Annotated in this window: 23 protein-coding genes; 5 read left to right on the top strand and 18 right to left on the bottom strand. The window is 49.5% G+C overall.

All coding sequences use genetic code 11. The annotated features are described in order from the left end of the window. Positions 1-178 precede the first annotated feature (178 nt). A complete protein-coding gene (locus LZP69_RS11135) occupies positions 179-1,828 on the top strand; it encodes an electron transfer flavoprotein-ubiquinone oxidoreductase (protein WP_234200707.1) in 1,650 nt (549 codons plus the stop codon). 121 nt (positions 1,829-1,949) lie between these two features. Here the strand turns inward: LZP69_RS11135 and LZP69_RS11130 are convergent, their stop codons facing one another. From LZP69_RS11130 to LZP69_RS11045, 18 genes are all read right to left on the bottom strand, one after another. Further along, positions 1,950-2,309 (bottom strand): DUF4870 domain-containing protein, encoded by a 360-nt coding sequence (locus tag LZP69_RS11130; protein WP_234200652.1) that lies wholly within the window; start codon positions 2,307-2,309, stop codon positions 1,950-1,952. A gap of 320 nt (positions 2,310-2,629) precedes the next feature. Continuing rightward, positions 2,630-3,475, bottom strand: a complete 846-nt coding sequence (locus LZP69_RS11125) for a PfkB family carbohydrate kinase (RefSeq protein WP_234200651.1) — start codon at positions 3,473-3,475, stop codon at positions 2,630-2,632. A gap of 133 nt (positions 3,476-3,608) precedes the next feature. Next, positions 3,609-4,256: an HD domain-containing protein gene (locus LZP69_RS11120; protein WP_234200650.1), complete on the bottom strand. Its 648-nt coding sequence runs from the start codon at positions 4,254-4,256 to the stop codon at positions 3,609-3,611. A gap of 85 nt (positions 4,257-4,341) precedes the next feature. After that, positions 4,342-5,679, bottom strand: coding sequence for a coproporphyrinogen III oxidase family protein (locus LZP69_RS11115; RefSeq protein WP_234200649.1), 1,338 nt, complete (start codon positions 5,677-5,679; stop codon positions 4,342-4,344). A gap of 236 nt (positions 5,680-5,915) precedes the next feature. Further along, positions 5,916-7,292 (bottom strand): class II fumarate hydratase, encoded by a 1,377-nt coding sequence (locus LZP69_RS11110; RefSeq protein WP_234200648.1) that lies wholly within the window; start codon positions 7,290-7,292, stop codon positions 5,916-5,918. A gap of 124 nt (positions 7,293-7,416) precedes the next feature. Further along, positions 7,417-7,770 carry a hypothetical protein gene (locus tag LZP69_RS11105; RefSeq protein ID WP_234200647.1) on the bottom strand — a complete coding sequence of 118 codons (354 nt, stop codon included), beginning with the start codon at positions 7,768-7,770 and terminating at the stop codon, positions 7,417-7,419. A gap of 199 nt (positions 7,771-7,969) precedes the next feature. Then, complete coding sequence (locus tag LZP69_RS11100) at positions 7,970-8,962, bottom strand: formate dehydrogenase subunit gamma (RefSeq protein WP_234200646.1); 993 nt, start codon at positions 8,960-8,962, stop codon at positions 7,970-7,972. A gap of 68 nt (positions 8,963-9,030) precedes the next feature. Next, positions 9,031-9,600 carry a formate dehydrogenase FDH3 subunit beta gene (fdh3B, locus tag LZP69_RS11095; protein WP_234200645.1) on the bottom strand — a complete coding sequence of 190 codons (570 nt, stop codon included), beginning with the start codon at positions 9,598-9,600 and terminating at the stop codon, positions 9,031-9,033. A gap of 20 nt (positions 9,601-9,620) precedes the next feature. Then, positions 9,621-12,470: a formate dehydrogenase subunit alpha gene (locus LZP69_RS11090; RefSeq protein WP_234200644.1), complete on the bottom strand. Its 2,850-nt coding sequence runs from the start codon at positions 12,468-12,470 to the stop codon at positions 9,621-9,623. A gap of 18 nt (positions 12,471-12,488) precedes the next feature. After that, positions 12,489-12,686: a formate dehydrogenase gene (locus LZP69_RS11085; protein WP_234200643.1), complete on the bottom strand. Its 198-nt coding sequence runs from the start codon at positions 12,684-12,686 to the stop codon at positions 12,489-12,491. 534 nt (positions 12,687-13,220) lie between these two features. Beyond that, positions 13,221-14,234, bottom strand: a complete 1,014-nt coding sequence (locus LZP69_RS11080) for a formate dehydrogenase subunit gamma (RefSeq protein ID WP_234200642.1) — start codon at positions 14,232-14,234, stop codon at positions 13,221-13,223. A 49-nt stretch (positions 14,235-14,283) separates the two neighbouring features. Beyond that, positions 14,284-14,874, bottom strand: a complete 591-nt coding sequence (gene fdh3B / locus LZP69_RS11075; RefSeq protein ID WP_234200641.1) for a formate dehydrogenase FDH3 subunit beta — start codon at positions 14,872-14,874, stop codon at positions 14,284-14,286. 26 nt (positions 14,875-14,900) lie between these two features. Continuing rightward, positions 14,901-17,750: a formate dehydrogenase subunit alpha gene (locus LZP69_RS11070; RefSeq protein ID WP_234200706.1), complete on the bottom strand. Its 2,850-nt coding sequence runs from the start codon at positions 17,748-17,750 to the stop codon at positions 14,901-14,903. Between the two features lie 64 nt (positions 17,751-17,814). Beyond that, positions 17,815-18,015 carry a twin-arginine translocation signal domain-containing protein gene (locus LZP69_RS11065; RefSeq protein WP_234200640.1) on the bottom strand — a complete coding sequence of 67 codons (201 nt, stop codon included), beginning with the start codon at positions 18,013-18,015 and terminating at the stop codon, positions 17,815-17,817. A gap of 161 nt (positions 18,016-18,176) precedes the next feature. Beyond that, positions 18,177-18,842: a TorD/DmsD family molecular chaperone gene (locus LZP69_RS11060; protein WP_234200639.1), complete on the bottom strand. Its 666-nt coding sequence runs from the start codon at positions 18,840-18,842 to the stop codon at positions 18,177-18,179. 12 nt (positions 18,843-18,854) lie between these two features. Continuing rightward, complete coding sequence (locus LZP69_RS11055) at positions 18,855-20,525, bottom strand: 4Fe-4S binding protein (protein WP_234200638.1); 1,671 nt, start codon at positions 20,523-20,525, stop codon at positions 18,855-18,857. A 185-nt stretch (positions 20,526-20,710) separates the two neighbouring features. Next, positions 20,711-21,328, bottom strand: a complete 618-nt coding sequence (locus LZP69_RS11050; RefSeq protein ID WP_234200637.1) for a DUF3306 domain-containing protein — start codon at positions 21,326-21,328, stop codon at positions 20,711-20,713. After that, entirely contained in the window at positions 21,321-21,797 is a 477-nt protein-coding gene (locus tag LZP69_RS11045) for a DUF3305 domain-containing protein (RefSeq protein WP_234200636.1), read from the bottom strand. The genes LZP69_RS11050 and LZP69_RS11045 overlap by 8 nt, the downstream gene beginning before the upstream one ends. Positions 21,798-22,099: 302 nt before the next feature. On the opposite strand from LZP69_RS11045, the gene LZP69_RS11040 reads away from it, so the two are divergent. From LZP69_RS11040 to LZP69_RS11025, 4 genes are all read left to right on the top strand, one after another. After that, positions 22,100-22,948, top strand: coding sequence for a formate dehydrogenase accessory sulfurtransferase FdhD (locus LZP69_RS11040; protein ID WP_234200635.1), 849 nt, complete (start codon positions 22,100-22,102; stop codon positions 22,946-22,948). A gap of 32 nt (positions 22,949-22,980) precedes the next feature. Continuing rightward, positions 22,981-23,886: a helix-turn-helix transcriptional regulator gene (locus LZP69_RS11035; protein WP_234200634.1), complete on the top strand. Its 906-nt coding sequence runs from the start codon at positions 22,981-22,983 to the stop codon at positions 23,884-23,886. Between the two features lie 72 nt (positions 23,887-23,958). Next, entirely contained in the window at positions 23,959-25,848 is a 1,890-nt protein-coding gene (locus tag LZP69_RS11030; RefSeq protein ID WP_234200632.1) for a DUF294 nucleotidyltransferase-like domain-containing protein, read from the top strand. Positions 25,849-25,907: 59 nt separating this feature from the next. After that, positions 25,908-26,627 (top strand): 3'-5' exonuclease, encoded by a 720-nt coding sequence (locus LZP69_RS11025; protein WP_234200630.1) that lies wholly within the window; start codon positions 25,908-25,910, stop codon positions 26,625-26,627. The last annotated feature ends 6 nt before the right edge of the window (positions 26,628-26,633 follow it).

The raw sequence follows: 26,633 nt of genomic DNA, 5'->3' as shown, positions 1-26,633 counted from the left end.
GTGTCAAAAACTCGCTACCGTTAACATAATGTGACACTCGTCACGGGGGAAATTCGTCCAATTTTCTCACCGCTACCGACCTCCCCTCTGTGCCATCAGGCCATTTTCATGTAAGGTGATGGCAAACTATAAAACACCCGTTTCAACATGGGGATATAAAGATACAAGAGGTGATATGATGGAACGCGAATCGATGGAATTCGACGTCGTGATCGTAGGCGCAGGCCCTGCCGGGCTTGCCACTGCCTGCCGGTTGATGCAAATAGCGCAAGAGCGTGAACAGGAACTTTCTGTCTGTGTGGTCGAAAAAGGATCCGAAGTCGGTGCCCATATTCTCTCTGGTGCCGTTTTCGAACCCAAAGTGCTCGACGAGCTGTTCAGCGACTGGAAAGAAACCGGCGCGCCGCTCAATACCGCCGTCACCCATGATGAGCTCTTTATGCTCAGCTCAGAGTCCAAATCACGCACCCTGCCAAACGCCTTGATCCCCAAGACAATGCATAACCATGGCAACTATATTATCAGTGTCGGCAACCTGTCCCGCTGGTTAGCCGAGCGCGCCGAGAGCCTGGGCGTCGAGATTTTCCCCGGCTTCCCCGCCAGCCAACTGCTGTTTAATGACGATGGTAGCGTCAAAGGCATCATCATTGGCGATATGGGCATAGGCGCCGATGGAGAGCCAAAAGACAGCTATGAGCCAGGTATGGAGCTGCACGCCAAATATACCGTCTTTAGCGAAGGTTGTCGTGGCCACTTAGGCAAGCAACTGATTGAAAAATATCACTTAGATAATGGTAAAACACCGCAGCACTATGGCATAGGCTTTAAAGAGATCTGGAAAGTACCCAGTGAACAACACCAGCTGGGCAAGGTAGTCCACACAGGTGGCTGGCCACTGACAGAGGGCGCCTCTGGCGGCGGCTTCCTCTATCACATGGAAGACAATCAGGTCGCGGTCGGCCTGATCATAGATCTTAACTACCAAAATCCACACCTGAGCCCCTTCGATGAGTTCCAGCGTTACAAGACACATCCTGTGATCAGCCAATATCTGAGTGGCGGCGAGCGCATTAGCTATGGTGCCAGAGCGATCACCAAGGGCGGGTTAAATTCACTGCCGAAGATGAGCTTCCCAGGCGGTCTGTTGATCGGTTGTGATGCGGGCACGCTCAACTTTGCCAAGATTAAAGGCACACATACCGCAATGAAGAGCGGCATGCTGGCTGCAGAAACCCTGTGTGAAGCCTTGTTTAATCCCGATAACGCAGAACAAGATCTCAACAGCTATCAGACTCACTTCGAGCAAAGCTGGCTGCAAGATGAACTCTACTCTTCGCGCAATTTCGGACCGGCCATGCATAAGTTTGGTGCCTATCTTGGCGGCGCATTTAACTATATCGACCAGAACTGGTTCGGTGGCAAATTCCCCATCACGCTGCGCGATGAGAAACCCGATCACGCTCAGATGGCCGAAGTCAGCGCCTATAGCAAGATCGACTATCCCAAACCCGATGGCAAGCTCAGCTTCGATAAGCTCTCGTCAGTCTATCTGTCGAACACCTTCCATGAGGAAGATCAGCTCTGCCATCTGCGCCTGAAAGACCCAAGCATTCCTATTTCGGTCAACTTAGTGAAATTTGATGAACCGGCCCAGCGTTACTGCCCTGCTGGCGTCTATGAGATAGTCGAAGAAGCGGGCGAGAAGAAGTTTGTCATCAATGGTCAGAACTGCATCCACTGCAAGACCTGTGACATCAAAGACCCAAGCCAAAACATCACCTGGGTTACCCCTGAGGGCGGCGGTGGCCCTAATTACCCGAATATGTAACTGCAACGCCGTATAGCTGTCGCTCCAGTCACAGCACTGAAAAATAAACGCCCGCCATGACAATCATGGCGGGCGTTTTTATATGGCGCTAGTTTCTATCGTTTTGGTTGATAAAAAAGGGCTAAACCTTAAAGAATTGGATGGACAAGGGGTAACGATAACAGACCCCTTCGGTGGCCTTGATAGCCGCGATTATGGTGACCACAATATCAAAAATCGCCAGAAACCCCAGCAGAAGAAAGCCAATGCCGACAAACATCAAAATCAAACTGATAAACACATAGACCAGCATGCTGATCTTAAAGTTAAGGCATTGACGGCCGCAGGCATCCACAAAAGCTATCTCATCACGCTTCATCAGCCAGACGATCAGCGGGCCCAGTATTGACCCCATAGGGATCAGATAACCGGAAAAGCTGGCAAGGTGCACAGCTAACCCCATATTCTTATCGTCTCTGGATAAGATGTCATTCTCAGCCATGCATTATTCTCCTTAATAATTAGCGGTTCCTAAATCCCTTGTCGAGTCATAACTTGCTACAATGACTAGACTTTATTGCCAACTTAACCTAATTAGGATAAAGAATACAAGCCGTTAAACATCCATTTCGGTCAAGGCGGTAGTAGGAAGCAAATTCAGGATAAAAAAATGCCCCACAAAGGCGGGGCGAGAACAGAAGAACAGATTAAGGAAGGAACTGATTGCACTAAACAAGACAAAATTCAAGACCAGGAAGACCTTTAATCTATGAAGCTAGTCTATCGGTCAAAGATGACAGAAAAATGACAGGTTGAATTATTTTATAAATCGTCTGCCAAATAGTGCTCTAGCTGTGCGCCGGGAATCGAACTATGGGTCGATACCGCAAACGCCGCCCAACGAGCCCCTTCCTCCATCGCCTCAATAAGCCCTTGATTGAGCAGCAGTCCATGAAGTACACCGGCGGCATAGGCATCGCCGGCGCCGGTTGTGTCGACCACATCCACCGACAGCGCGGGGACTAACTGTTCACCATCTGCCTGATACAGCCTAGCGCCACGGGCACCATCGGTTACGATAAAACCCTGTAAGGTTTCACCGGCAATCGAACGACCATATTCCCAGGGAGAGAGATGACTGCGACCGGCCATATCGGTTTTCGAGGCAATCAGATAATGACAGGGACGCGGCCGCTCATCTTTAGCGAGCTGAGCTATCACTAAGGTGTGCGCCATGGCGCTGAGGGCCCAGTCCGCCGCGCCATCAGATGATGCATTGATATATAAGGCATCCCAACGCGACCAGTTTGGCGGTGGGGGCAATTGAAACTTAGGGCGCTGAGGCCGAATAATGGTGCGCTCCCCACCCGGCGACATCACCAGCAACATTTCACAGGTGTTATGGGCATGGCGTTGCATCATATGACAATCCAGCCCCATAGTACTGGCCTCAGCAAGTAACCAATCCCCCACCTTATCGCGGCCAACCTGACTGACAAGAGCCACATGGTGCCCAGCCCAAACCAGTCCTATTCCAGTATTCGCGCCGCCACCGCCGAGGCGAAAACCCCCATCCTGATAATGGTGACGCCCGCCCATCTGCAGCGGCTTATTCAGTTCTAAGAGACGATCGCAATTAAGATTGGCAACAAGCAGAATATTGGCCATTCCGACTCCAACTAATTATGCTGACAACTAAGGTTAAACTCTCTAGCGAGTATGGCATAAACATACTCGCTGCCCCAGCGCCCTTTAAACCAAATATTATCGATATAATGGGCCTCACAGCGAATCAATCCTCTTACGCCTCCCCAATCTCAATGGCCAGCTGCTCGATAAAGGTCATCATCACTGCGCGCCGCCTATGTGCAGCCTCCTTGCCCGCCTGGGTCTGCATTGTCTCTGGCAGGTGCAACAATTTTTGATAGAAATGATCTAAGGTAAAGCGGCTGTCATCGGGCTGACGCTCACGGCAGAAGGGATCGTCCGCGCAATAGAGTGCTCTGCCCAGGCTGCTTCCCACTTGCAGGCAGCGAGCGATGCCGATAGCACCTAAGGCGTCGAGTCTGTCGGCATCCTGAACGATTTTGGCCTCCAATGTTTGCGCCGCGACCTGGGCGCTAAAACTGTGGGCTAGGATGGCGTGATATATTTGGTCAAGATACTGAGCCGGGTAGTGAATATTTTGCAAATACTCACAGGCACCCTCTGCCGCCAGTCGCGAGCTATCACTGCGCTGAGGGTGATCTTTTGTCAGAGCAACATAATCATGCAGCCAGGCGGCAGGCACCACTACCTCGAGCAGTGCACCACTTTGACAGGCCAGCTCTCTGGCGGTGTTTACCACACGTTTAATATGTTGCAGATCATGGGCGCTGTCGCTGGGGGCTCGACTGGCCAGATGTGCAGCAAATTCAGACTCGAATCCCCTCAAGGCAAGCTCATCCAATAATTATTCCTCATAAAACAAAAAAGGGCTGACTCATAGTCAACCCTTTCAGCACGCAATGGCAAGTGTTTAACGCTATCAAAGATTACATATCGCAATCTTTTAATGGCTTACGCAGCTGGGCGCGCACATTATCCATGCCTGAATAAAACTCTTTCATCATCAAGAGCCCCATCAGCTTGCCATTATCGGTGACGATTAAACTGTCGGGATCTGTGGGATCATTCTTAATCGCGCCAATCGCCTTCATGGAGGTCATCTCCTTGAATAATGCCCAGTCGAGATTAACACCAAAGGTTTCACGGAAATATTTACGGGATAAACGCCCGGAGAACATACCCAGCAGGAAGCGATATTGCATCACATCCTTCTTGCTGTAATTTTTCTGCTGCTCGACTCCCATGCGGCCGTTTTGAATATTATCCTGATACTTACGCAGCGAGAAGTTATTCACATACAGGGTATCATTAAGAAAACTGAATGATCCTGAGCCGACACCTAAATATTCGTCATAGTCGATAACGTACTCGTCGAAACCTTCGTTATTGGCCTTGCCAAACGCCCAGGCTGACAGCTGATTATACTGGCCATTGAGGCTATTTAAGATTTGCTGATACTGGCGAGCCATATCCCCTTGGGGCGCCGCCAGCTTGCCCTTAACACTCTTGCGGGTCTGATGGGTGATCATCAGCGGATAGGTGGTAATTTGGCGCGGGTCTAAACGCGATGCCATGTCCAAATCATACTGAATCACCTCATCGGTCTGGCCTCTAAAGCCGAAAATTAAGTCGACGTTGATGATGGGAAACAGCTCTTTAGCCGCCATGATCTTATCGAAGGTCTGCTGACCGTTACCAAACTTCTCTATCCTGTCTGTCATGGTCAAGATGTCATCGTTAAAACTCTGCACCCCGATAGACATACGATCGACCAGGCCTTTTAACTGCTTAAAACCAGGGCTGTCGAGATGCTGGGGATCGGACTCACAAGAAACCTCTTTGATACTGGGAAACAAAGTTTTTGCATGCTCAATAGTACGCGCCAGCTCATCTTCGAGTACGGTAGTGGTTCCCCCGCCGATATACATGGATTCAAAGTCATAGCCTAAGGCTTTAACCATCTCCATCTCTTTTCGCAAAGCGATAAAATAAGCCCGCGCCTTCTCCTCTTTAAACAGAAAACGGTGAAAGGTGCAGAAGGAACACAGGGTATGACAAAAAGGCACATGGGCATAAAGCATATACTTTTTGCCTTCTACTGGCGGCGGCATCATAGACGCTGACTGGGTATCCAGACGCAAATTTCTGTCGACATAGTACTGCATCACCCGCTCCATCGAACTGAGCATCCAATGTGGCAGGGTAATATTCGCTTGATAGGGCTGATTCAACTCGCTGGTAAGCGTTTGAAAATTTATCGACATAATGATTCCTAACAGTGCCTAACCTTAAATTTAAAGCCATTGATAAATGGAATTAAACGGGGGAATGATCTTATGGTGACACAAAGCTAAAAAATTAACATTCAGGGCTATATAAAACGTGAACTGGCTTTGAGTTACAACACCTAACAGGATTTCATCCGCATATTTGTTAAGCAAGTCATGTTTTAGCGATCGTTAATCCAGTATAGGCATTAAACTATCGTCAGGGTAAACTCTCACAGGCCGCCACGGGTCAGACGCTCAGGGTCCAAGAGTTGCTGCAATTCCTCCTGACTCAGATCCGTTAACGCCTGTGCCACCTCTAGGATAGGTTTTTGTGTTTGATAGGCTTGTTTGACAATTTTTGCTGCCAGCTCATACCCCACCTTAGGGGTCAGTGCCGTCACTAGGATAGGGTTACGACTCAGCGCAGCCGTGAGCTGCTGTCGATTCACCTTAAAATCGCTAATCGCCTTATTCGCCAGCAAACGGCTGACATTGGCAAGAATCTCGATACTCTGCAGCAAATTTGCCGCGATAAGGGGCTGCATTACATTTAGCTCAAAGTTGCCCGACTGACCGCCTATGGTGATGGCCGTATCATTGCCTATCACCTGCGCCGCCACCATACAGGCGGCCTCGGGGATCACAGGATTAACCTTACCCGGCATGATGGACGAACCCGGCTGCAGCGGCTGCAGCGCTATCTCGGCCAATCCGGCCAAAGGCCCTGAGTTCATCCAACGCAAATCATTGCTGATTTTCATTACTGCCACCGCCAGCGTCTTTAACTGCCCCGACAGCGCCACGGCAGTATCATGGCTCGCCATGCGGCTAAAAAAATCCTCGGCGGGACGAAACTGAGTGCGGGTTAAAAGGGATAATTTCTCACAGAACACCCGACTAAAATCTTGATGGGTGTTAACCCCTGTGCCCACGGCCGTGCCGCCCTGAGCCAGAGCCGACAAGGCCGGGCGCATGGATTCTAGTTGCCGATGACACTGCTCTATCTGGCTCGCCCAGCCGCCTAATACCTGGCTAAAACGCACCGGCATGGCATCCATCAGATGAGTGCGGCCTGTCTTGGTCTCCTCATCCAGCGCAACGGCTTTCTTTCTGATGGTTTCGCTAAGCAGATTCAGTGAGGGTAAGAGCGAGTGATCCAGTGCCAAGAGTGCGCTGATATGCACGCAGCTGGGGATAAGATCATTGCTGCTCTGCCCCATGTTAATCACATCATTGGGGCTAATTGTCTCGCCTAAGCGCTTGGAGACCAGGCTCGCCAATACTTCATTGGCATTCATGTTAGTGCTGGTTGCCGACCCTGTCTGAAAAACGTCCACGGGAAAATGACTCATCATCTTGGGGTCGGCCAGCAGCTGCTGCACCGCCTCGGCCAGCGCCACGTAGATGCGCCTGTCGAGCAGCTTAAGTTCACAGTTCGCCTCGCCAGCGGCTAATTTAGCCAGCAGTAGCGAGCGGATAAAATTGCGTGGCAGCGGCTGACCACTGACGGGAAAGTTCTTTATCGCCCGCGCCGTCTGCGCCCCGTAGAGTGCATCTTCGGGGATCTCTATCTCCCCCATACTGTCGTGAACCGATTTATAGCCCATAAATATTCTCAATTTTTTACTGTGATAACCTGAGCTTAGAATAAATTTATCTTTCTTGTCGGACTGGATAATAAAAAACCGTGTCCCTTAAAGGGACACGGTTTTTATGGTTAAAGCCGCAGACTTAACCGCTGATCTTGTGAATTAAAAAATTAAACTCCTGCTCACCAAAAATCAGCGAGGCCTGCTTATCTAAATCGATAATTACTTGAGACTCAGTATCATAGCCATTACCGCTAAAATGAAAATCCACCAACACCTGCGACTCATTGTGGCGAGTCACATTCAGCTTTAACTCATACTCTGAATTCACCTCAATACTGGCATCTTTAGCCTCATTCACCACAAGCGTTGGTGAACCGAGTAATTTATCCTGCATCCTGATCTCAGTAACCAACTGAAACTCGGTGCCATAGCTTAAGGTGCTGAAACCTAGCGCAAGACAAAATACAAGAGAATGTACAATCCATTTAGTCATTAGCAACTCCTTTTAGATAGATGATTTTAAACGCTAAACTGCAACATCCCATATAAGCTAGCTGCTTATTCTATGGTTTTCAAATTCATACCAAAAATAACCGCCCCCGGCTCTGCCCCATAAAAAAACACCCTGCCAGCTACCCGGCAGGGTGTTTAAATATCCAGTCACCTGTTAGAGGTTACCCTAAACCAGTCACTTACTCTTTGTATTTCAGTGTACCATTGGCTTTGATCTCGTCATACCAAAGGTTGTGATGCTGGCTCGCCCAGTTTTCATCACAGTAACCTGACATCATACACTCCATACCACCTTCAGACATAACAGTTGCCATGAAGATATGTACGATAGAGAAAGCACAGATAATGATGGCGCTCGCTGAGTGCAGCACTAACGCGATCAGGCTCAGAGTACGGCTAGGCTCGAACAGGTTCGGGAATAGCAGCAACATACCTGACGCTGAGATGATAAGGCCAAATAGCGCGAACGCCCAGAACCACATCTTCTCACCCGCGTTAGCGAAACCGGCATCAGGGTGTTTACCTTTGAATGGGCCGAAGTTGATGTAACCACCAACCACGAGGAACCATTTAAGATCGTACATCTTAGGCAGCTGATTTTTCGCCCACAGAGTGGTCATCAACGCCCAACCGATCATGAAAGGAATCGCCATGAAATCATGGATCTGCTTAGCACCGTAGACCAATCCCGCCCAGAAACCTTCACCCAGATATGGCTGGAAGAAGAAACGGCCGGCCAAAAGTGTCAGACCTGTCAGGATCAGCAACAAGCAAGGAATCGCGCCTAACCAGTGGATCGACACGTCGAACTTGGACCAGCGGTAAACCATCTTGCCTGAGAAGCCATGATGCAACTTAGAGATACCGTTTACTTTAACGAACAGTACAAAGATGATGATCATGCCAAACAGAGCCGCCATTAACGCTGGCGCTAACAAGTCACTGCGCAGTTCGAGTACGCGCAGATCATAGGTGTTGATCGCCTGATTATGGAATTGGCCCTGTGACGTGGTGTAACCAGTCGCGCCCGCTTGTAACTCAGACCAAATTTGGCCTTCAGTTGCTCCGTGGCTGTGATCGGCAGCGTCACCGTGCGCAAAAGATAATGCACTGAAAGCCGTGCCTATCACTAGCGCCAAGATCACACTGAATTGTTTGAACCATTTGTTCATATTACATCCTTAATCGGCTACACCGGGCGAGCCCGGTGTAGCGTTAGTGGCATTATACAACTAAGGGATTAGCCCCAAATTGCATTATTTGAACCACGGTATGCAACACGCTCACGGAAGATGTTTGAGATAACCTCAGCATCCCCAGCAAGTAGCGACTTAGTCGCACACAGCTCAGCACACATAGGCAGCTTGCCTTCTGCGATACGGTTAGAACCGTACTTCTTACGCTCTGCGTCTGAATGGTTCTCTTCTGGGCCACCGGCACAGAAAGTACACTTATCCATCTTACCGCGGCTACCAAAGGTACCCTGTTTAGGGAACTGAGGCGCACCGAACGGACAAGCAAACAGGCAGTAGCCACAACCGATACAGGTATCTTTGTTGTGTAGCGTTAAGCCGTCTTCTGTCTTGTAGAAACAGTTTGCAGGACAAACTGCCTGGCAAGGTGCATCAGTACAGTGCATACAAGCTACTGAGATTGACGCTTCACCTGGCTCACCATCATTGATGGTCACTACGCGGCGACGTTGAATACCCCACTGAAGAGCGGAATCGTTTTCGTTTTTACATGCTGTGACACAGCCGTTACATTCGATGCAGCGTTTGGTATCACATAAAAATTTCATAGTAGCCATATTGGCATTTCTCCAAGAACTTAGGCTTTAGTGATCTGACAAAGCGAAGCTTTAGTCTCTTGCATCTGTGTCACTACGTCATAACCATAGGTCAATACTGTGTTAGCAGATTCACCGATGACGTAAGGCACTGTGCCTTCTGGGTAGTTCTTCTCTAGGCTTTCACCTTCGAATACACCCGCGAAGTGGTAAGGCATGAAGCATTCGCCTGCAATCACACGTGGTGTGACCATTGCCTTAACCTTGATCTTGGCGCCTTCTGGACCATGAACCCAAACATCATCACCGTCACGTAGACCACGATCCGCAGCATCACCTGGGTTGATCTCGATGAACATGTCTTGTTGAAGCTCCGCAAGCCATGGGTTAGAACGTGTCTCTTCACCACCACCTTCGTACTCAACCAGGCGACCTGAGGTCAGTGCTAATGGGAAGTCCTTAGCAAAGTCCTTGTCCTGAATTGTCTTGTACAGGGTTGGCAGACGCGCAACCATACGGTCTTCATAAGTTGGGTACTTAGCAACCAGATCACGACGAGGCGTGTACAGTGGCTCACGGTGCACTGGGATATCATCTGGGAAGTTCCACACGATACAACGTGCTTTCGCGTTACCGTATGGGATACAACCATGCTTGATAGCCACACGCTGAATACCACCAGAGATATCTGTCTTCCAGTTCTTACCTTCAGCAGCTGCTTTCTCTTCGGCAGTCAGGTCATCCCACCAACCTAGTTGCTTAAGCATCTTGTCGGTAAACTCTGGGTAACCATCTTTGATTTCAGAGCCCTTAGAGTAAGAGCCTTCAGCCAGAATGTTGTTGCCTTCGTGCTCAACACCATAACGGGCACGGAAGTTACCACCACCGAAGCGCACTTCACGGTCGGTACGGTACAGAATTTGTGTACCTGGGTGCTTCATCTCTGGCGTACCCCAACATGGCCATGGCAGACCATAGGTTTCGCCCTTAGCTGGGCCACCTGGAGCTTCAAGTGAGTTAATGTCGAAAGTACCCCAGTTTTCCTGGTGCATCTTCAGACGCTCTGGGCTCTGGCCTGTGTAACCAATAGTCCACATACCTTTGTTGAATTCGCGAGTGATATCTTCAATCAATGGCTCATCACCGTTGACCTTAACGTTCTTACAGAACTCTTTCTCGATACCCCATTTCTTCGCCAGCATATACATGATCACATGGTCAGGCTTAGATTCGAACAGTGGCTCGATAACTTGGGTACGCCACTGCAGTGAGCGGTTAGACGCAGAGATAGAACCATAGGTTTCGAACTGAGTCGCAGCAGGTAACAGATACACACCGTCTTTACGAGTGTGCATTACACCCGCCATTGTTGGGAATGGGTCCACAACCACTACTGTGTCCATCTTGTTCAGTGCTTCACGCACTTCACGGCCACGGGTTTCTGTGTTCACCGATTGACCCCAGAAGAATGACATACGAATGTTGTCTTTCTGGGCGATCTTGTCCTTCTCTTGAAGTACACCATCGTGCCAGCGTGAACATGGAATACCTTTCGAAGTCATTGGGTCTTGACCCATGTATTGAGTCTGGTCGAAACGGCCCTTAACCCAATCGAAGTCCAGATCCCAAACGTTACTCCAGTGTTTCCACGCACCTGTGCTCAGGCCGTAGTAACCAGGCAGAGTATCGAACAGTAGACCGAAGTCAGTCGCACCCTGTACGTTATCGTGACCACGGAAGATGTTAGTACCACCACCAGACACACCCATGTTACCTAGGGCAAGCTGAAGGATACAGTAAGCACGGGTATTGGCGTTACCTACGTGGTGCTGAGTACCACCCATACACCAAACCACAGTACCAGGCTTAGTTTCTGCTAAAGTCTTAGCAACACGGCGCATCTGCTCGCCAGGTACACCCACGACGTTTTCAACTTCTTCTGGTGTCCACTTCTTCACGGCTTCGCGAATACGTTCCATACCGTAAACACGTTGCTTGATGAAAGTTTCATCTTCCCACTTGTTTTCGAAGATGTGCCACAGCAGACCATAGATATAAGGAATATCTGTGCCAGGGCGAATATGCACATACTCGTCGGCCTTAGCCGCAGTACGAGTGAAACGAGGGTCGACAACGATGATTTTCGCGCCGCGCTCTTTACCTTCCAGGATATGCTGCATTGCAACTGGGTGAGCTTCAGTTGGGTTAGACCCAATGAACATCATGGCTTTTGCATTACGGATATCGTTGAAAGAGTTGGTTTGCGCACCATAGCCCCAAGTGTTAGCAACACCGGCTACAGTGGTAGAGTGACAAATACGCGCTGAGTGGTCGACATTGTTGGTGCCCCACATAGCAGCGAATTTACGGTAAAAATACGCCTGCTCGTTTGAGAACTTAGCACTACCCATGAAGAACACAGAGTCTGGACCCGATTCCTTACGGATATCTAGGGCTTTTTGACCCACTTCTTCGATAGCTTGTTCCCAAGAAAGACGCTTCCACTTACCACCTTCAAGTTTCATTGGGTACTTAAGACGCTTCTCACCATGACCATGTTCACGCAGTGAGGCACCTTTAGCACAGTGTCCACCGGCGTTAAATGGATGGTCGAACGCAGGCTCTTGACCTGTCCATACACCATTTTGCACTTCGGCATAAATACCACAGCCCACAGAACAGTGAGAACAGATAGTACGTTTGATTTCAGTTGGTGCATCATGAGGCACTTCTGATGCTTCAGCTTTGCGCATCATGCCAGTGCCAAGAAGAGAGGCTGCTGCAATACCACCCGAGGTGATACCTGCATGCTTCATAAACTGACGACGGCTGATCCCTAGCGCTTGCTTAGCAACGGTAGGAGCCGCGTTTGATTTACGAGTTAATTTCATTACTGGAATTCTCCTAAATTAGCTACGCAAGCTGTTGTAATAACTGCGGATGTGTGCAGTTTCATGGTAGCCATCAGTGTGCTTAACACTGGGGGTTGTTTCTGCTGCTGTCGCGACACTTGTGCCAGTTGCAGCAATCGCGACACTAGCGGTACCGCCTACAGTGATCGCTTTCAGCAATGATCTACGACCGAGATCGGGCTGTTGCTTTTTCATTCTTGCTCCTAGAGGAATTAGGAAAGTCAAAAAGTAAGGATGCTTAAGGAAAATTGAGCCACTACACCTTGTTAGCAGCTACACGACTTACCCAGAGGGCCATGCGTGTATATCTTAAAAACATCCGATTAAATGCCCTGGCAATATAGGTAAGAAAAGGGGCTCAGATCTTGATCTGAATCGGGTTAGCATGATTCCTACTCGGATAAATCCCTAAAGTGTTAAGTAAGTCATATTTACTTAAGTTGATTTGTTGTTCTAACAATGCATTTTCAGAATTTTATGCGAACAAAGCAGAAGATTTTGTATGTAAGCTATTAATCATTGGTTATTTTATGCACTAATGTGTAGGGAGAGATGTGTTGTGGTGAGTTTTCCTGGCTACCCTCTTGAATAGTTAACAAGACTCCGTCATCTGTAGAGTATTTTGCCCATAAAAAAACACCCCGCGGATTACCCGGCGAGGTGTTTTTTCAAGCAGCTCTCCACAGACTAAGAACGGCAAAACCCAGTCAGTGGAGACTCACTCTTTTATCACTCTTTGTAAGTAAGAGTGCCATTCTCTTTGATCTCATCATACCAAAGATTATGATGTTGTATCGCCCAGTTCTCATCACAGTAACCAGACTTCATACACTCCATACCACCTTCACTCAATACAGTCGCCATCCAGATATGCACTATAGTAAATGCGATGATGATAATGGCGCTGATACCATGAATGAGTAGGGCCACCATTGAGGCTTCACGAGGCAGTTCAAGGCCCGGCATCACCAACATGATACCCGAGACACCAATGAACAAGCCAAATAGTGTCAGCGTCCAGAACCACATCTTCTCACCCGCGTTAGCAAAGCCGCTGTCAGGGTGTTTACCTTTAAATGGGCCAAAATTAATGTAGCCACCGACCACTAAGAACCACTTAAGATCGTACAGCTTAAAGGTTTGCAATGGCATCCACTTCACGACACAGATAGCCCACGCCACAATAAACAGCGGGCCTACATAATCGTGAATAGCTTTACTACCATAGATAAGTGATCCCCAAATGCCTGAACCGACATAGGGCTGCAACACATGCTTACCTAACATGATATTAAGACCGGTAAAGATCAGGGTTATGCACGAGATAGCAAGCACCCAGTGGATCCAAAGGTCTGCCTTAGTCCAGCGAAGCACCATCTTGCCGGAGAAGCCATGGCTGAGTTTCGATGCTCCATTAACAAAATAGAACAGCAAAAACGCACCAAATACACCAACCACTGCAAGTGCCATCACTGGGGTTAAATACTCATTCTTAACGTTAGTGCCTTCGATAGCAGAAACATTAATCATGACCCCACCTTCAGCACCTTTCGCTGTGGTGTATCCCTTCTCTCCTGACTTTACGGCTCGCCACAGGTCGGCATCACTGGTATTTGCGGTCGCCATCTGCTGACTGGTTTGCTCTCCTGAAGCTAGGGCGCTGGTGCTAAGCCCCAACCCCATAACCAACATAAGAGGTAAAACCAATACAGTGAACAGGCTGCGCAGTGATTTTAGTAACATAGTCACTCCTTAACAGAATGTGGGTCCGAAGACCCACAGCCCTATTCACTTAAGCGCCAGTCTTGGGGGTGTAGCCCCAGATAGCATTTGGATTACCACGTTTCGCCATACGTTCGCGGTAGATAGCTGAAACCACTTCAGCATCACCCGCAAGCAGAGCCTTAGTAGAACACAGCTCTGCACACATAGGCAGCTTGCCTTCGGCGATACGGTTTGCACCGTACTTAGTACGCTCTGCTTCGGAGAAGGTCTCTTCTGGGCCACCGGCACAGAAAGTACACTTATCCATCTTGCCGCGGCTACCAAAAGTGCTCTTTTTAGGGAACTGAGGCGCACCGAATGGGCAAGCGTAGAGACAGTAGCCACAACCGATACAGGTATCTTTGTTGTGCAGCGTTAAGCCGTCTTCTGTCTTGTAGAAACAGTTTGCAGGACAAACTGCCTGGCAAGGTGCATCGGTACAGTGCATACAAGCCACTGAGATTGACGCTTCACCTGGCTCACCATCATTGATGGTCACTACGCGGCGACGTTGAATACCCCACTGAAGAGCGGAATCGTTTTCGTTTTTACATGCTGTGACGCAACCATTACACTCGATGCAGCGTTTGGTGTCACATAGAAATTTCATGACTGCCATAATGGCTTATCTCCTCATCAAGTTAATTAGGCTTTGGTGATCTGACACAAGCTAGACTTAGTCTCTTGCATCTGGGTCACTACGTCATAGCCATAGGTCAATACTGTGTTAGCAGATTCACCGATGATGTAAGGCACTGTGCCTTCTGGGTAGTTCTTCTCTAGGCTTTCACCTTCGAACACACCCGCGAAGTGGTAAGGCATGAAGCATTCACCTGCAATCACACGTGGTGTGACCATAGCCTTAACCTTGATCTTGGCGCCTTCTGGACCATGAACCCAAACATCATCACCGTCACGCAGACCACGATCCGCTGCATCACCTGGGTTGATCTCGATGAACATGTCTTGTTGAAGTTCAGCAAGCCATGGGTTAGAACGTGTCTCTTCACCACCACCTTCGTACTCAACCAGACGACCTGAGGTCAGTGCTAATGGGAAGTCCTTAGCAAAGTCCTTGTCCTGAATTGTCTTGTACAGGGTTGGGAGACGCGCAACCATACGGTCTTCATAAGTTGGGTACTTAGCAACCAAGTCACGACGAGGCGTGTACAGTGGCTCACGGTGCACAGGGATATCATCTGGGAAGTTCCAAACGATACAACGTGCTTTCGCGTTACCGAATGGAATACAACCGTGCTTGATAGCCACACGCTGAATACCACCAGAAAGGTCTGTCTTCCAGTTCTTACCTTCAGCAGCTACTTTCTCTTCGGCAGTCAGGTCATCCCACCAACCAAGTTGCTTAAGCATCTTGTCGGTAAACTCTGGGTAACCATCTTTGATCTCAGAGCCCTTAGAGTAAGAGCCTTCAGCCAGAATGTTGTTGCCTTCGTGCTCAACACCATAACGCGCACGGAAGTTACCACCACCGAAGCGAACTTCACGGTCGGTACGGTACAGAATTTGTGTACCTGGGTGCTTCATCTCAGCCGTACCCCAACATGGCCATGGTAGACCATAGGTTTCGCCCTTAGCTGGGCCACCTGGTGCTTCAAGCGAGTTGATGTCGAAAGTACCCCAGTTTTCCTGGTGCATCTTCAGACGCTCTGGGCTCTGGCCTGTGTAACCAATGGTCCACATACCTTTGTTGAATTCGCGAGTGATATCTTCAATCAATGGCTCATCGCCATTCACTTTGATGTTCTTACAGAACTCTTTCTCGATACCCCATTTCTTCGCCAGCATGTACATGATCACATGGTCAGGCTTAGATTCGAACAGTGGCTCGATAACTTGGGTACGCCACTGCAGTGAGCGGTTAGATGCAGAGACTGAACCATAGGTTTCGAACTGAGTCGCAGCAGGTAACAGATACACACCATCTTTACGAGTGTGCATTACACCCGCCATTGTTGGGAATGGGTCCACAACCACTACTGTGTCCATCTTGTTCAGTGCTTCACGCACTTCACGGCCACGGGTTTCTGTGTTAACTGACTGACCCCAGAAGAATGACATACGAATGTTGTCTTTCTGGGCGATCTTGTCCTTCTCTTGAAGTACACCATCGTGCCAGCGTGAACAGGGAATACCTTTCGAGGTCATTGGATCTTGACCTAGGTATTGAGTCTGGTCGAAACGGCCCTTAACCCATTCGAAGTCCAAATCCCACACTCGGCTCCAGTGCTGCCACGCGCCTGTGCTCAGGCCGTAGTAACCAGGCAGAGTATCGAACAGTAGACCGAAGTCAGTCGCACCCTGCACGTTATCGTGACCACGGAAGATGTTAGTACCACCACCAGACACACCCATGTTACCTAGGGCAAGCTGAAGGATACAGTAAGCACGGGTATTGGCGTTACCTACGTGGTGCTGAGTACCACCCATACACCAAACCACAGTACCAGGCTTAGTTTCTGCTAAAGTCTTAGCAACACGGCGCATCTGCTCGCCAGGTACACCCACGACGTTTTCAACTTCTTCTGGTGTCCACTTCTTCACGGCTTCGCGAATACGTTCCATACCGTAAACACGTTGCTTGATGAAGGTTTCATCTTCCCACTTGTTTTCGAAGATGTGCCACAGCAGACCATAGATATAAGGAATATCTGTGCCAGGGCGAATATGCACATACTCGTCGGCCTTAGCCGCAGTACGGGTGAAACGAGGGTCGACAACGATGATTTTCGCGCCGCGCTCTTTACCTTCCAACACGTGCTGCATGGCAACTGGGTGAGCTTCAGTTGGGTTAGACCCAATGAACATCATGGCTTTTGCATTACGGATATCGTTGAAAGAGTTAGTTTGCGCACCATAGCCCCAAGTGTTAGCAACACCGGCTACAGTGGTAGAGTGACAAATACGTGCTGAGTGGTCGACGTTGTTGGTGCCCCACATAGCAGCGAATTTACGGTAAAAATAAGACTGCTCGTTTGAGAACTTAGCACTACCCATGAAGAACACAGAGTCTGGACCCGATTCCTTACGGATATCTAGGGCTTTTTGACCCACTTCTTCGATAGCTTGTTCCCAAGAAAGACGCTTCCACTTACCGCCTTCAAGTTTCATTGGGTACTTAAGACGCTTCTCACCATGACCATGTTCACGCAGTGAGGCACCTTTAGCACAGTGTCCACCGGCGTTAAATGGATGGTCGAACGCAGGCTCTTGACCTGTCCACACACCATTTTGCACTTCGGCATAGATACCGCAGCCCACAGAACAGTGAGAACAGATAGTACGTTTGATTTCAGTTGGTGCATCATGAGGAACTTCTGATGCTTCGGCTTTGCGCATCATTCCAGCGCCAAGCATGGAGGCCGCGGCAATACCACCAGTAGCAAGACCTGCTGACTGAAGGAATTGGCGACGATTAAGACCTAGGGTAGGCTTCTTAGCTACTGCTGCCTGGTCTGTTTTGCGGGTTAATCGCATCACACACTCTCCTAATATTATTGAATTACTACGTCAGTATTGAATGTAATAGGCCTGAGCCTAATTACTTGGAACGTAAAGACGCGTAATAACTACGAATATGGTCTGTTTCTCTGTATCCATCGCCTTTTGCTGACGTTGTGGCATTTTCTGGTGTCGCGGCCACAGCCTGACTACTCACAGTTGCAACTGCACCGGCAGCACTACCTAAAGCCAGAGCTTTGAGTAGTTGACGACGACCCATATCGGAAGCTTGCTTCTTCATAGTGTCTCCTTTGTATCGACCAAGTGTGAGTCGTGTACTTATTGTCGAGGCTAAACAGGTTCTTACCCCACTCTCACGACCCGATTTTTTAAGGGCGAGCCCTTGTTTACTGCTATGCCTGCTCAAGCCTTTGAACAGGCATATTCGTATAAACCAACGTCCTATGAGGCAAGCTCACTGGTGGTTGGCTCAATCTTCTCCGCTTCACTACCTGGGCAGTTCACCGGAATATCCAAACTTAGTTGTTCAAATTCGTTAGCTTCTATCACGAAGAAAGCCTTCGCGAGCTCTGCCACTGTCGCGTAGAACGCGGCACTTGGTGCGCGGCCCAGATGCTCACAGAAACGAATGATCCAGCTACCAATATGGCGTTGGTAGAACGCCAGTTGGCGATAACCAGGTGCCTCTAAGATCAGCGTGCCCATCACTTCACACAGGGCAGCCACATGATCTTCAGGCTCTTTCACCTCGTCACTGCGCTCAAAACCAAGCTGCATTAAATCTTGGCGCAACAAGGCCAGCGGCTTATCCATCAGTGAACCTGTCATAAACCAGCTGCCATAAGGCAAAATTTCACCACAACCCACGCCGAGGAAGATGTTGAAATACTCCTCTTCCAGTTGCTCGCTGGTAAACTGGCCTGCAGCCAGTTTCAGTGCCAGCCAGGCCTTAGTCATGTCGCTGTCATCGTCACTGGCGACTTCAAGATTGGAAAGGAACTGCAATAACTCAGCACTTGGCTGGCTACGCAACAGCGCGGCCAAAAGCTGATAGATATCCGCTCTTAACTGATCGTTTTCTGATACTTCTCTTACTAATTCGGTCATATAGCTAAACTCTTATCGCAATTGCTTTTCAGGATCTTGAAGGATGTCTTCAAACATATCTTTTACCCGACAGTCGGCACACATCTTTAATCTTTGCGTGTTGGCACTAAAGGCGCTGTGTCCACCAACGACTTCGAGCATGCGCTTCACCATTGACTGGGTGGCAAAAGGTTCACCGCATCGAATACATTCAAACGGTGCCTCCTCATTAAGGGTTTGACGCTCCTGACGGGCAGTAGCATCAAAATTGATTTGTGGCGTTAAACTGATCACCTTCTCGGGACAGGCTGACTCGCACAATCCACATTGAACACAGTCCTGCTCAACAAAATAGAGTGCTGGCTTATCACCACCGTCCTTTAATGCCTGAGTCGGACAAGTGGCGACACAGGAGAGACACAAGGTACAGCTGTCTGTGTTAACACTGACCTTGCCGAAAGGAATATTGCTCTTACTCAGGCAAGTGTCGGTCGAGGCGGCCTGGCTATTTAAATGATCGATAGCGGCATACAGGGTGCTGCGCTTAGTGGTGGCAGAAAACTCACCCGGCACAATCACAGGCCAGCTGGCACTGGTTTCAATTATAGTGGCTAAATCGGCCAGCTGATTCTGGTCGATAACGGTAACGCGTCTTGGCTGCCCCATCTCATCTAAGATGGCATCCACCAGCTGTTGTTCGCCGGTCAGCATCTGCATCAGAGTCGGCGCAGTCGCATCTGTGTTGAGCACGATAACCTGGCGGGCGCCCCAAGCTAAGGCAGATAACCAGTGATCCATGCTCGCCACAGTGATCTCTTCCAGCTCAACCGGAATAATGGCACCAGGCAGATCATCATTAATTAGACTCGCACCCTTGGCGGCATCGTGGAACAGGATAACCGGTGCGGTTTGCGCCTGATCGCGAAAACGAGTCACTAACTTATGCAGATAAGCGTGCAGCGCCTGCGGTGTAGGCAGATCGTAACTGATAGCCCCGGTAGGACAGGCATTGGTACAGCTGCCGGCACCGTGACACAGATAAGGGTCAATTTCGATCAGCTTGTCGACGCTTGAGATCGCATCGGCAGGACAGAAGTTCAGACAGCGATTACAGCCTTCGATACCATTGCGGCTATGGGCGCAAATTTCGCTGTTTACTTTCACATAGCGGGGTTTATCGAACTGACCAATGAGATCCGGCAGTTGCTCGATAGCGTCTGCCAGTTTGGCTTCATCCTGCCCCACATAGAAATAGCCAGGAGGCAACATCTCAAGGTTAATGCAGGGAGACTGACTCAAATCGAGGATAAGATCAAAATGGGCTTTACGAATAGCTACCAGACTGAGATCGGCTGTGCCATTTTCTATTTCAACCTTGACTTGGAATTGACCCAAAAAGCCTTTGATTTCGATTAATTTGTTGTAATAACTTTCGACGATTTCAGCGGCGGCCATCACCTTTTCCAGGTGGGCTTCATCCTGACTGGTTATAGACTCATTCGCCAGAATGGCGCACTGCCCCATATTGGACAATTTGTCCGCTGCGAGTCGGGCAAGATCTTCTGGACCAATCACCAATACGTTGCCCTCGGTGGTATAACTCACCGTTGGCGGGATCAAGTTTTGCAGAATTTGCGTCTGCCCCAAGACTTGCTGACGAACCTGTTTAAGGTCTGACAGATTTTCACTACTATTAAAATGCATGCTCACATTGCGTTCCTGAACAGTTTTGGCTGCTGTTATCAGCTAGGTGGCTGTGTTGCTCTTACGGCATGCGCTATTGCGCCAGCTTCACCTTAAATCAAAGGGCGTTTACCCCTTGTTCTATTTGCATTAATACAGCAATTCACGTACCAAATTTATGGTTTTTAAAACTCTCTAAACTAACCTCAAGCAACTGGAGGTTTAGCTACATCTTGTAATTCTGGTTCATTTTGGGGCACTTCATCCATGTTGCCGTCCAAAATGTCCTGAGATGGCTGCTCAGCCAAATTTGCCACCTCGGATGCCAGTTCTTCATCCGATTCAGGAGTAGAGGCTGCCGTCATCTCTTCGGCTTGCTCTTGCTCCTCTTCATCTTTAATCAGATGACGGAACACCTTCTTAGCCAATTCAGCCGAGGCCTCGGCCGTCAGCTTAGGCTGGTTGGTGTAATCGAGGGCATATTCGAGCAAACCGTCTATTTCGCTATAGTGAGGTTGCTTCCATAACGCCCTTAATGCCGCGGCTTTGGCATTAGGGTCGACATTGTCGGCCATAAAGCTGGCAAAGCTACCGCCCACTTCAATCTTCTCTGGGTCGGGAAGATCTTCTGCCATCAGCACCTTTTTTTCAGCATCGGCCGAAGTCGCAACACTTTGCTGTGTTGCTTCTGCTTCAACCGCGCCCGATTCTTGAGTCTCAACGCGAGCCTCTGCTTGGCTTTGCTGTTCTTTTAACTCCTCATCCTGCACTTGCTGGCGGCGTAAATTCCAACGCGCCAGTAATCCACCCGATTTATCACTCATGATTAAACCTACCTGCATTTGAATTTGTACTGGGTCCTTCGTTCTTACGACGATTAACGTGCTTGCGGCGATGGGCACAAATTTCGACTTCACCATGGCGAGTGATAAAGGCTTCTATCCAACAGGCAACTGCCTCAGGCATAAGGAAGCTCAATACCGGGGTATCGCCTTCCAGACAACCGGCGGCAACATTCTGATCGGCAGAGATCAGGGTCGGAATCCAGGTGCCATCTTCGAGCTCGTCGCACACCACAAAGAGCATGGCATTATCCATATCGAGATTGATTCGGTAGCTACCACGCTCGTCCAGATGAAGTTCAAGTGCGATCAGATGTGCGCCTTCGGGCGCCTCTTGGGATACGGGCAGAACCTGATCTAATTCCCAGCTTTCTGCTGTCCAACGGCCCACCTGCTTGATCACCTTTTTCAGTGATACATACATGGGCCATTGATTTTCGGTACGTTGCATTGGGTCTCCGTTTACCAAATGAGAGAACTTAACCATTCATTGCTGACGACTAAGCGAGATCGATATAGTTACTCTAGTAGAGGCAAGAAGTATGCCATCAACCTAGGGTGAGAAAGTTTGAAGCGGATCACCCTCTCCCTATAAAGGATAGGACAATTTGTCTAACTCGAAGAAAATAGCGGGACATAAAAGGGCGATTTTGGAATGGCAATCTCGCGCTAGCGCCTATTTATAGGCGAATCGCACATCTGGGAACAATACTTGCTAAGTTGCCGTTAGCCTAACGTAAAAAGATGACATTCATGACCATAAATAAGCAGCCCACATTTGTAAAAACTGCCGCAGAAGCCCCGCTCACCATAGCCGTCACCGCCATTAACGAACAGGGCGAACAGGTCGATAAACATATCGCCTGCGAACGCCCCCTCACGGTTTACCTTAACTGGCGCCCCATAGTCACATTGATGACCTTAGGTGCCAGACCCGAAGCATTGGCACTGGGTTACCTGAAAAATCAGGGGTTTATTTCAGATGCCAATCAATTAGAGTCAGTGATTGTCGATTGGGAGGTTAGCTCTGCCGCAGTGATCACCAAAGAAACCACAGAAGATTTAGAGGCTAAGCTCAGCGAAAAAACCGTTACCACAGGCTGCGGCCAGGGCACGGTATTTGGTGGTTTTATGGATGGCATCGAAGATATCCAGCTGCCCAAGCCCCAACTGAAACAGAGCATGCTCTATAGCCTGCTCAACAATATCAGTGCCTATAACGAGACCTATAAGAATGCGGGAGCCGTGCACGGTTGCGGCCTGTGTGAAGGCGACCAGATAATCAGTTTCGTCGAGGATGTGGGGCGCCATAACGCCGTGGACACCCTGGCTGGTGAGATGTGGCTCAAACAGGAGTCCGGCGATAACAAGCTGTTTTATACCACGGGTCGCCTGACCTCAGAGATGGTGATCAAGGTCGCCAAGATGGGTATTCCCGTGCTTTTGTCCCGCAGCGGTGCGACTCAGATGGGCTTAGAGCTGGCCCAGAAACTTGGCATCACTATGATAGCTAGGGCCAAAGGTCGCCACTTCCTGGTCTACCATGGCAGTGACAATATCGAGTTCGATGCACCACCGCCTAAGCGCGCTCAAACAAATTAACTATTTAACATTCTATTTTTAAAGGAATATCCATGACAGAGCCCAGCGAACTCATCTATATGAGTGCCAAACAGGTCGCTGAATATTTAGATCTTAATGAAAAAAAGGTCTATGCCATGGCAAATGACCGAATTTTACCTGCGACAAAAGTTACCGGGAAATGGTTGTTTCCTAAGATATTAATTGACCGTTGGGTCATGGACTCCTGCCACAGTGGCATGCTGTCAGATCGAATGCACATTACCGGCAGTGATGACCCTCTGCTCTCCATGCTGGTCTCACGCTTGATGTCTCGCATAGGTAAGAGCGATCTGGTCAGCTACAGCGCCACCGGTTCCCGTATGGGGCTGGATCTGCTCTCCCGCGGCTACGCCGATGTCTGCACCCTGCACTGGGGCAATGTGGAAGAGCGCAATATCCGCCACCCCGCACTGCTCAAAGGCTACCCCAACCACCAGCAATGGGTGATGGTTCACGGCTATACCCGTCAACAAGGCCTGATGATGCGCGCCAATATGCACCACAGATGTCAGGAAGAGAACAAGGTGATCACCCTGCCCTGGCGCTGGGTTGGCCGCCAGTCCGGTGCTGGCAGCCAGCAGCATCTGGAACATTGGTTAATGAAACAAGGTGCCAGTGTCGAGCAGCTGGATATCGCCGTCACAGCCCACAGTGAACGGGAACTGGCTGGATTTATCGCTCGAAATGAAGCGGATATCGGCTTTGGTTGTCAATCTGTCGCTATGGAGAGCGGCCTGAGCTTCGTGCCTCTAGTCACAGAATCGTTCGATTTTGTCATGCCCCAGGGGATCTATTTCCGTCGTCAGCTACAGGCGCTGTTTGAGATGTTAGCCAGCACCCAGACACGGCAGTTGGCGGCACAGCTCGGGGGCTATGATCTCAGTCAATGCGGCCAGATGTTATGGACGGCTCATTAACCGCCCCGTATCGCAACACAGCTTAGCTCAGTGATATATAATGAAATTATTCACCCTATAGCTGGAACAAAGATGGAAGCCGAGTTAAACGAAATCCAAAACTTTTTAGTCCAATATCCTCCGTTTAACTCTCTTCCCGAAGAGGCGGTCACTGAGATCTGTCACCATGTAGAGATCGCCTACTATCGAAAAGACACCCCTATTATCCATTTTGGCGATCATATACATGATCTCTACATGGTGCGTAGCGGTGAAGTCGAGGTCTACCGCCGTAAGGGCGAGCTTTATAATCGCCTGGATACAGGCGACCTCTTCGGTCAGATGGGGCTGCTGACCAACAATAAGGTGCGTTTTCCCGTTAAGGCAATCGAAGACACTCTCGTTTATTGCATCCCCGAGGCCGTCTTTCAGAGACTCTACGAGCAATATGATACCTTCGCCGACTTTGTCGAGGTCGAAGACAATGCCCGTCTGCGCCAGGCAGTTTCCAGCTCTAAAGATCAAAACGACCTGACCACCTCCAAGGTAAGAAACCTTATCTACCGCGACGCGCCGTTGATTAACAAAGATGAAAGTATCCAGGCCGCCGCCATTCGGATGGCGCAAGATAATGTCTCTTCCCTCTTGGTTATAGATCCAGATGCGTTGGAGGATGATGAAGATGACACCTCGCCTTTGATGGGTATAATCACCGACAGGGATCTGTGCACCCAAGTTGTGGCAGAGGGCATAGACCCCCAGGATAAAGTGGCTTCTATTGTCACCACTGAAGTGCTCAGCCTAGATCATAACGCCTATGTCTACGAAGCCATGCTTACCATGCTGCGCTATAACGTGCATCATCTGCCGATATTAAAAGGTCGCCAGCCCATAGGCATTATCGAAGCCACAGATATTATGCGTTATGAATCCCAGAATTCGCTTTTGCTGGTGAGCAGCATCTTCCAGCAACATTCTATAGAAGAACTGGCCGTCATCGCCTCCCAGGTGAAAGACAGTTTTGTACGCTTGGTGAATGAAGATGCCAACTCCCATATGGTCGGCAGTGCTATGTCAGTTATCGGCCGCAGTTTTAAACAGCGGATCCTTGAGCTGGCCGAGACCGAGCTTGGCCCGCCACCTGTGCCTTACTGTTTTCTGGCATTGGGCTCCATGGGGCGCGACGAGCAGCTTATCGTTACCGACCAAGACAATGCCATCATACTGGATGACAGTTTCGATAAGGCCAAACACGATGACTACTTCTGCAAGCTTTCTCACTATGTCTGCTATGGTTTAGATAAATGTGGTTACAGCTACTGCACCGGCGACATTATGGCCACCAATCCCACCTGGCGTATGACCCGCAAGGAGTGGGAAGCTTGCTTTGCCGACTGGATAGACACCCCCAACCCCAAGGCGCTGTTAAACGCCTCTATCTTCTTCGACCTCGACGGCGTCTACGGCAAACTCAAATGGGCCGAGCAGCTCAATGGCTTCATTGTCCGCCGGGCTCGGAAAAATAACCGCTTCCTAGCCTGCCTTGCCCGCAATGCCCTTAATCGAACACCACCGCTGGGCTTCTTCAAAGATTTTGTGATGGAAAAAGATGGCCGCCACAACAACTCCATCAACCTCAAGCGTCGCGGCACGGCGCCGCTAGCAGACTTGATTAGGGTTCACGCACTGGCTGTGGGGTCGAGGGCTCGCAACTCCTTCGAACGCTTGGATGACATAATCGATGCCAACATCTTACCTAAGGGCCGCGCTCAGGATCTGCGTGATGCCATGGAGTTTATCTCCATGGTGCGGATTCGCCACCAGGCCTATGATGTTGAGCATGAGATCGCGCCCGACAACAATATCGAGCCTGAGAACCTGTCAGACTTCGAGCGGCGCAACCTGAAAGATGCGTTCCAGATATTGAGTAATGGCCAGAACTTCCTCAAGTTCCGTTACCAAGCCAGCAATCAGTTTAAGTGAGAATAGAGGTGAGCACTCTCGTGGTATTAATCTCGTGGTATTAATCTCGGGGTATTAATATGCTAAAAAAACTTCTCTCAGCTCCCAGCATCGACTGGCAGGGTAAATTTGCCCAGAAGTTAAAGGTGATAGACCATCCTGGTCTGCGCCAATACTATGCCACCCCTCTGCCGCCCCCAGAGACACCTATCGACGAGATAGAGTTTCTCGCGATGGACTTTGAAACCACAGGCCTCAATCCCGATAGAGACGATATCATCAGCATAGGCACAATCCCCTTTAACCTGCAGCGTATTTTCACTGGTCGCGCCAAGAACTGGACCTTAAGGCCTAGGGAAAAACTGGCCGATGAATCTGTGATTATTCATGGCATTACCCACAGCGATATCCTAGATGCGCCAGATCTATCCGCCATCTTCGAACAGGTGCTCGAAGAGATGGCAGGTAAGATCATGGTGGTGCATTGCCAGCAGATAGAGAGGCAATTTTTAGAGCGTGGGTTAATGGCACGTATCAACAGAGGAATCGAGTTTCCCGTGGTGGATACCATGGAGCTGGAGGCCCGGATCCAGAGTCGCCTTCATGGCGGGCTCTGGAAACGCCTCAAGGGAGAGAAGAAGCAATCGGTCAGATTAGGTGCCTGCCGCCAACGCTACGGCCTACCTAACTACCCACCCCACCATGCCCTCACCGATGCCATCGCCACGGCCGAACTGTTGCAGGCGCAGATAGCCCATCATTTTAACCCTAAACAAAGCATTAAAGAGTTCTGGCAGTAACAAAAA

Origin of the sequence: Shewanella sp. AS1 (genome assembly GCF_021412565.1) — a bacterium.
Classification (GTDB): Bacteria; Pseudomonadota; Gammaproteobacteria; order Enterobacterales; family Shewanellaceae; genus Shewanella.
Note: the sequence above shows the minus strand (reverse complement) of the source record. Positions and strands in the feature narration are given on the sequence as shown.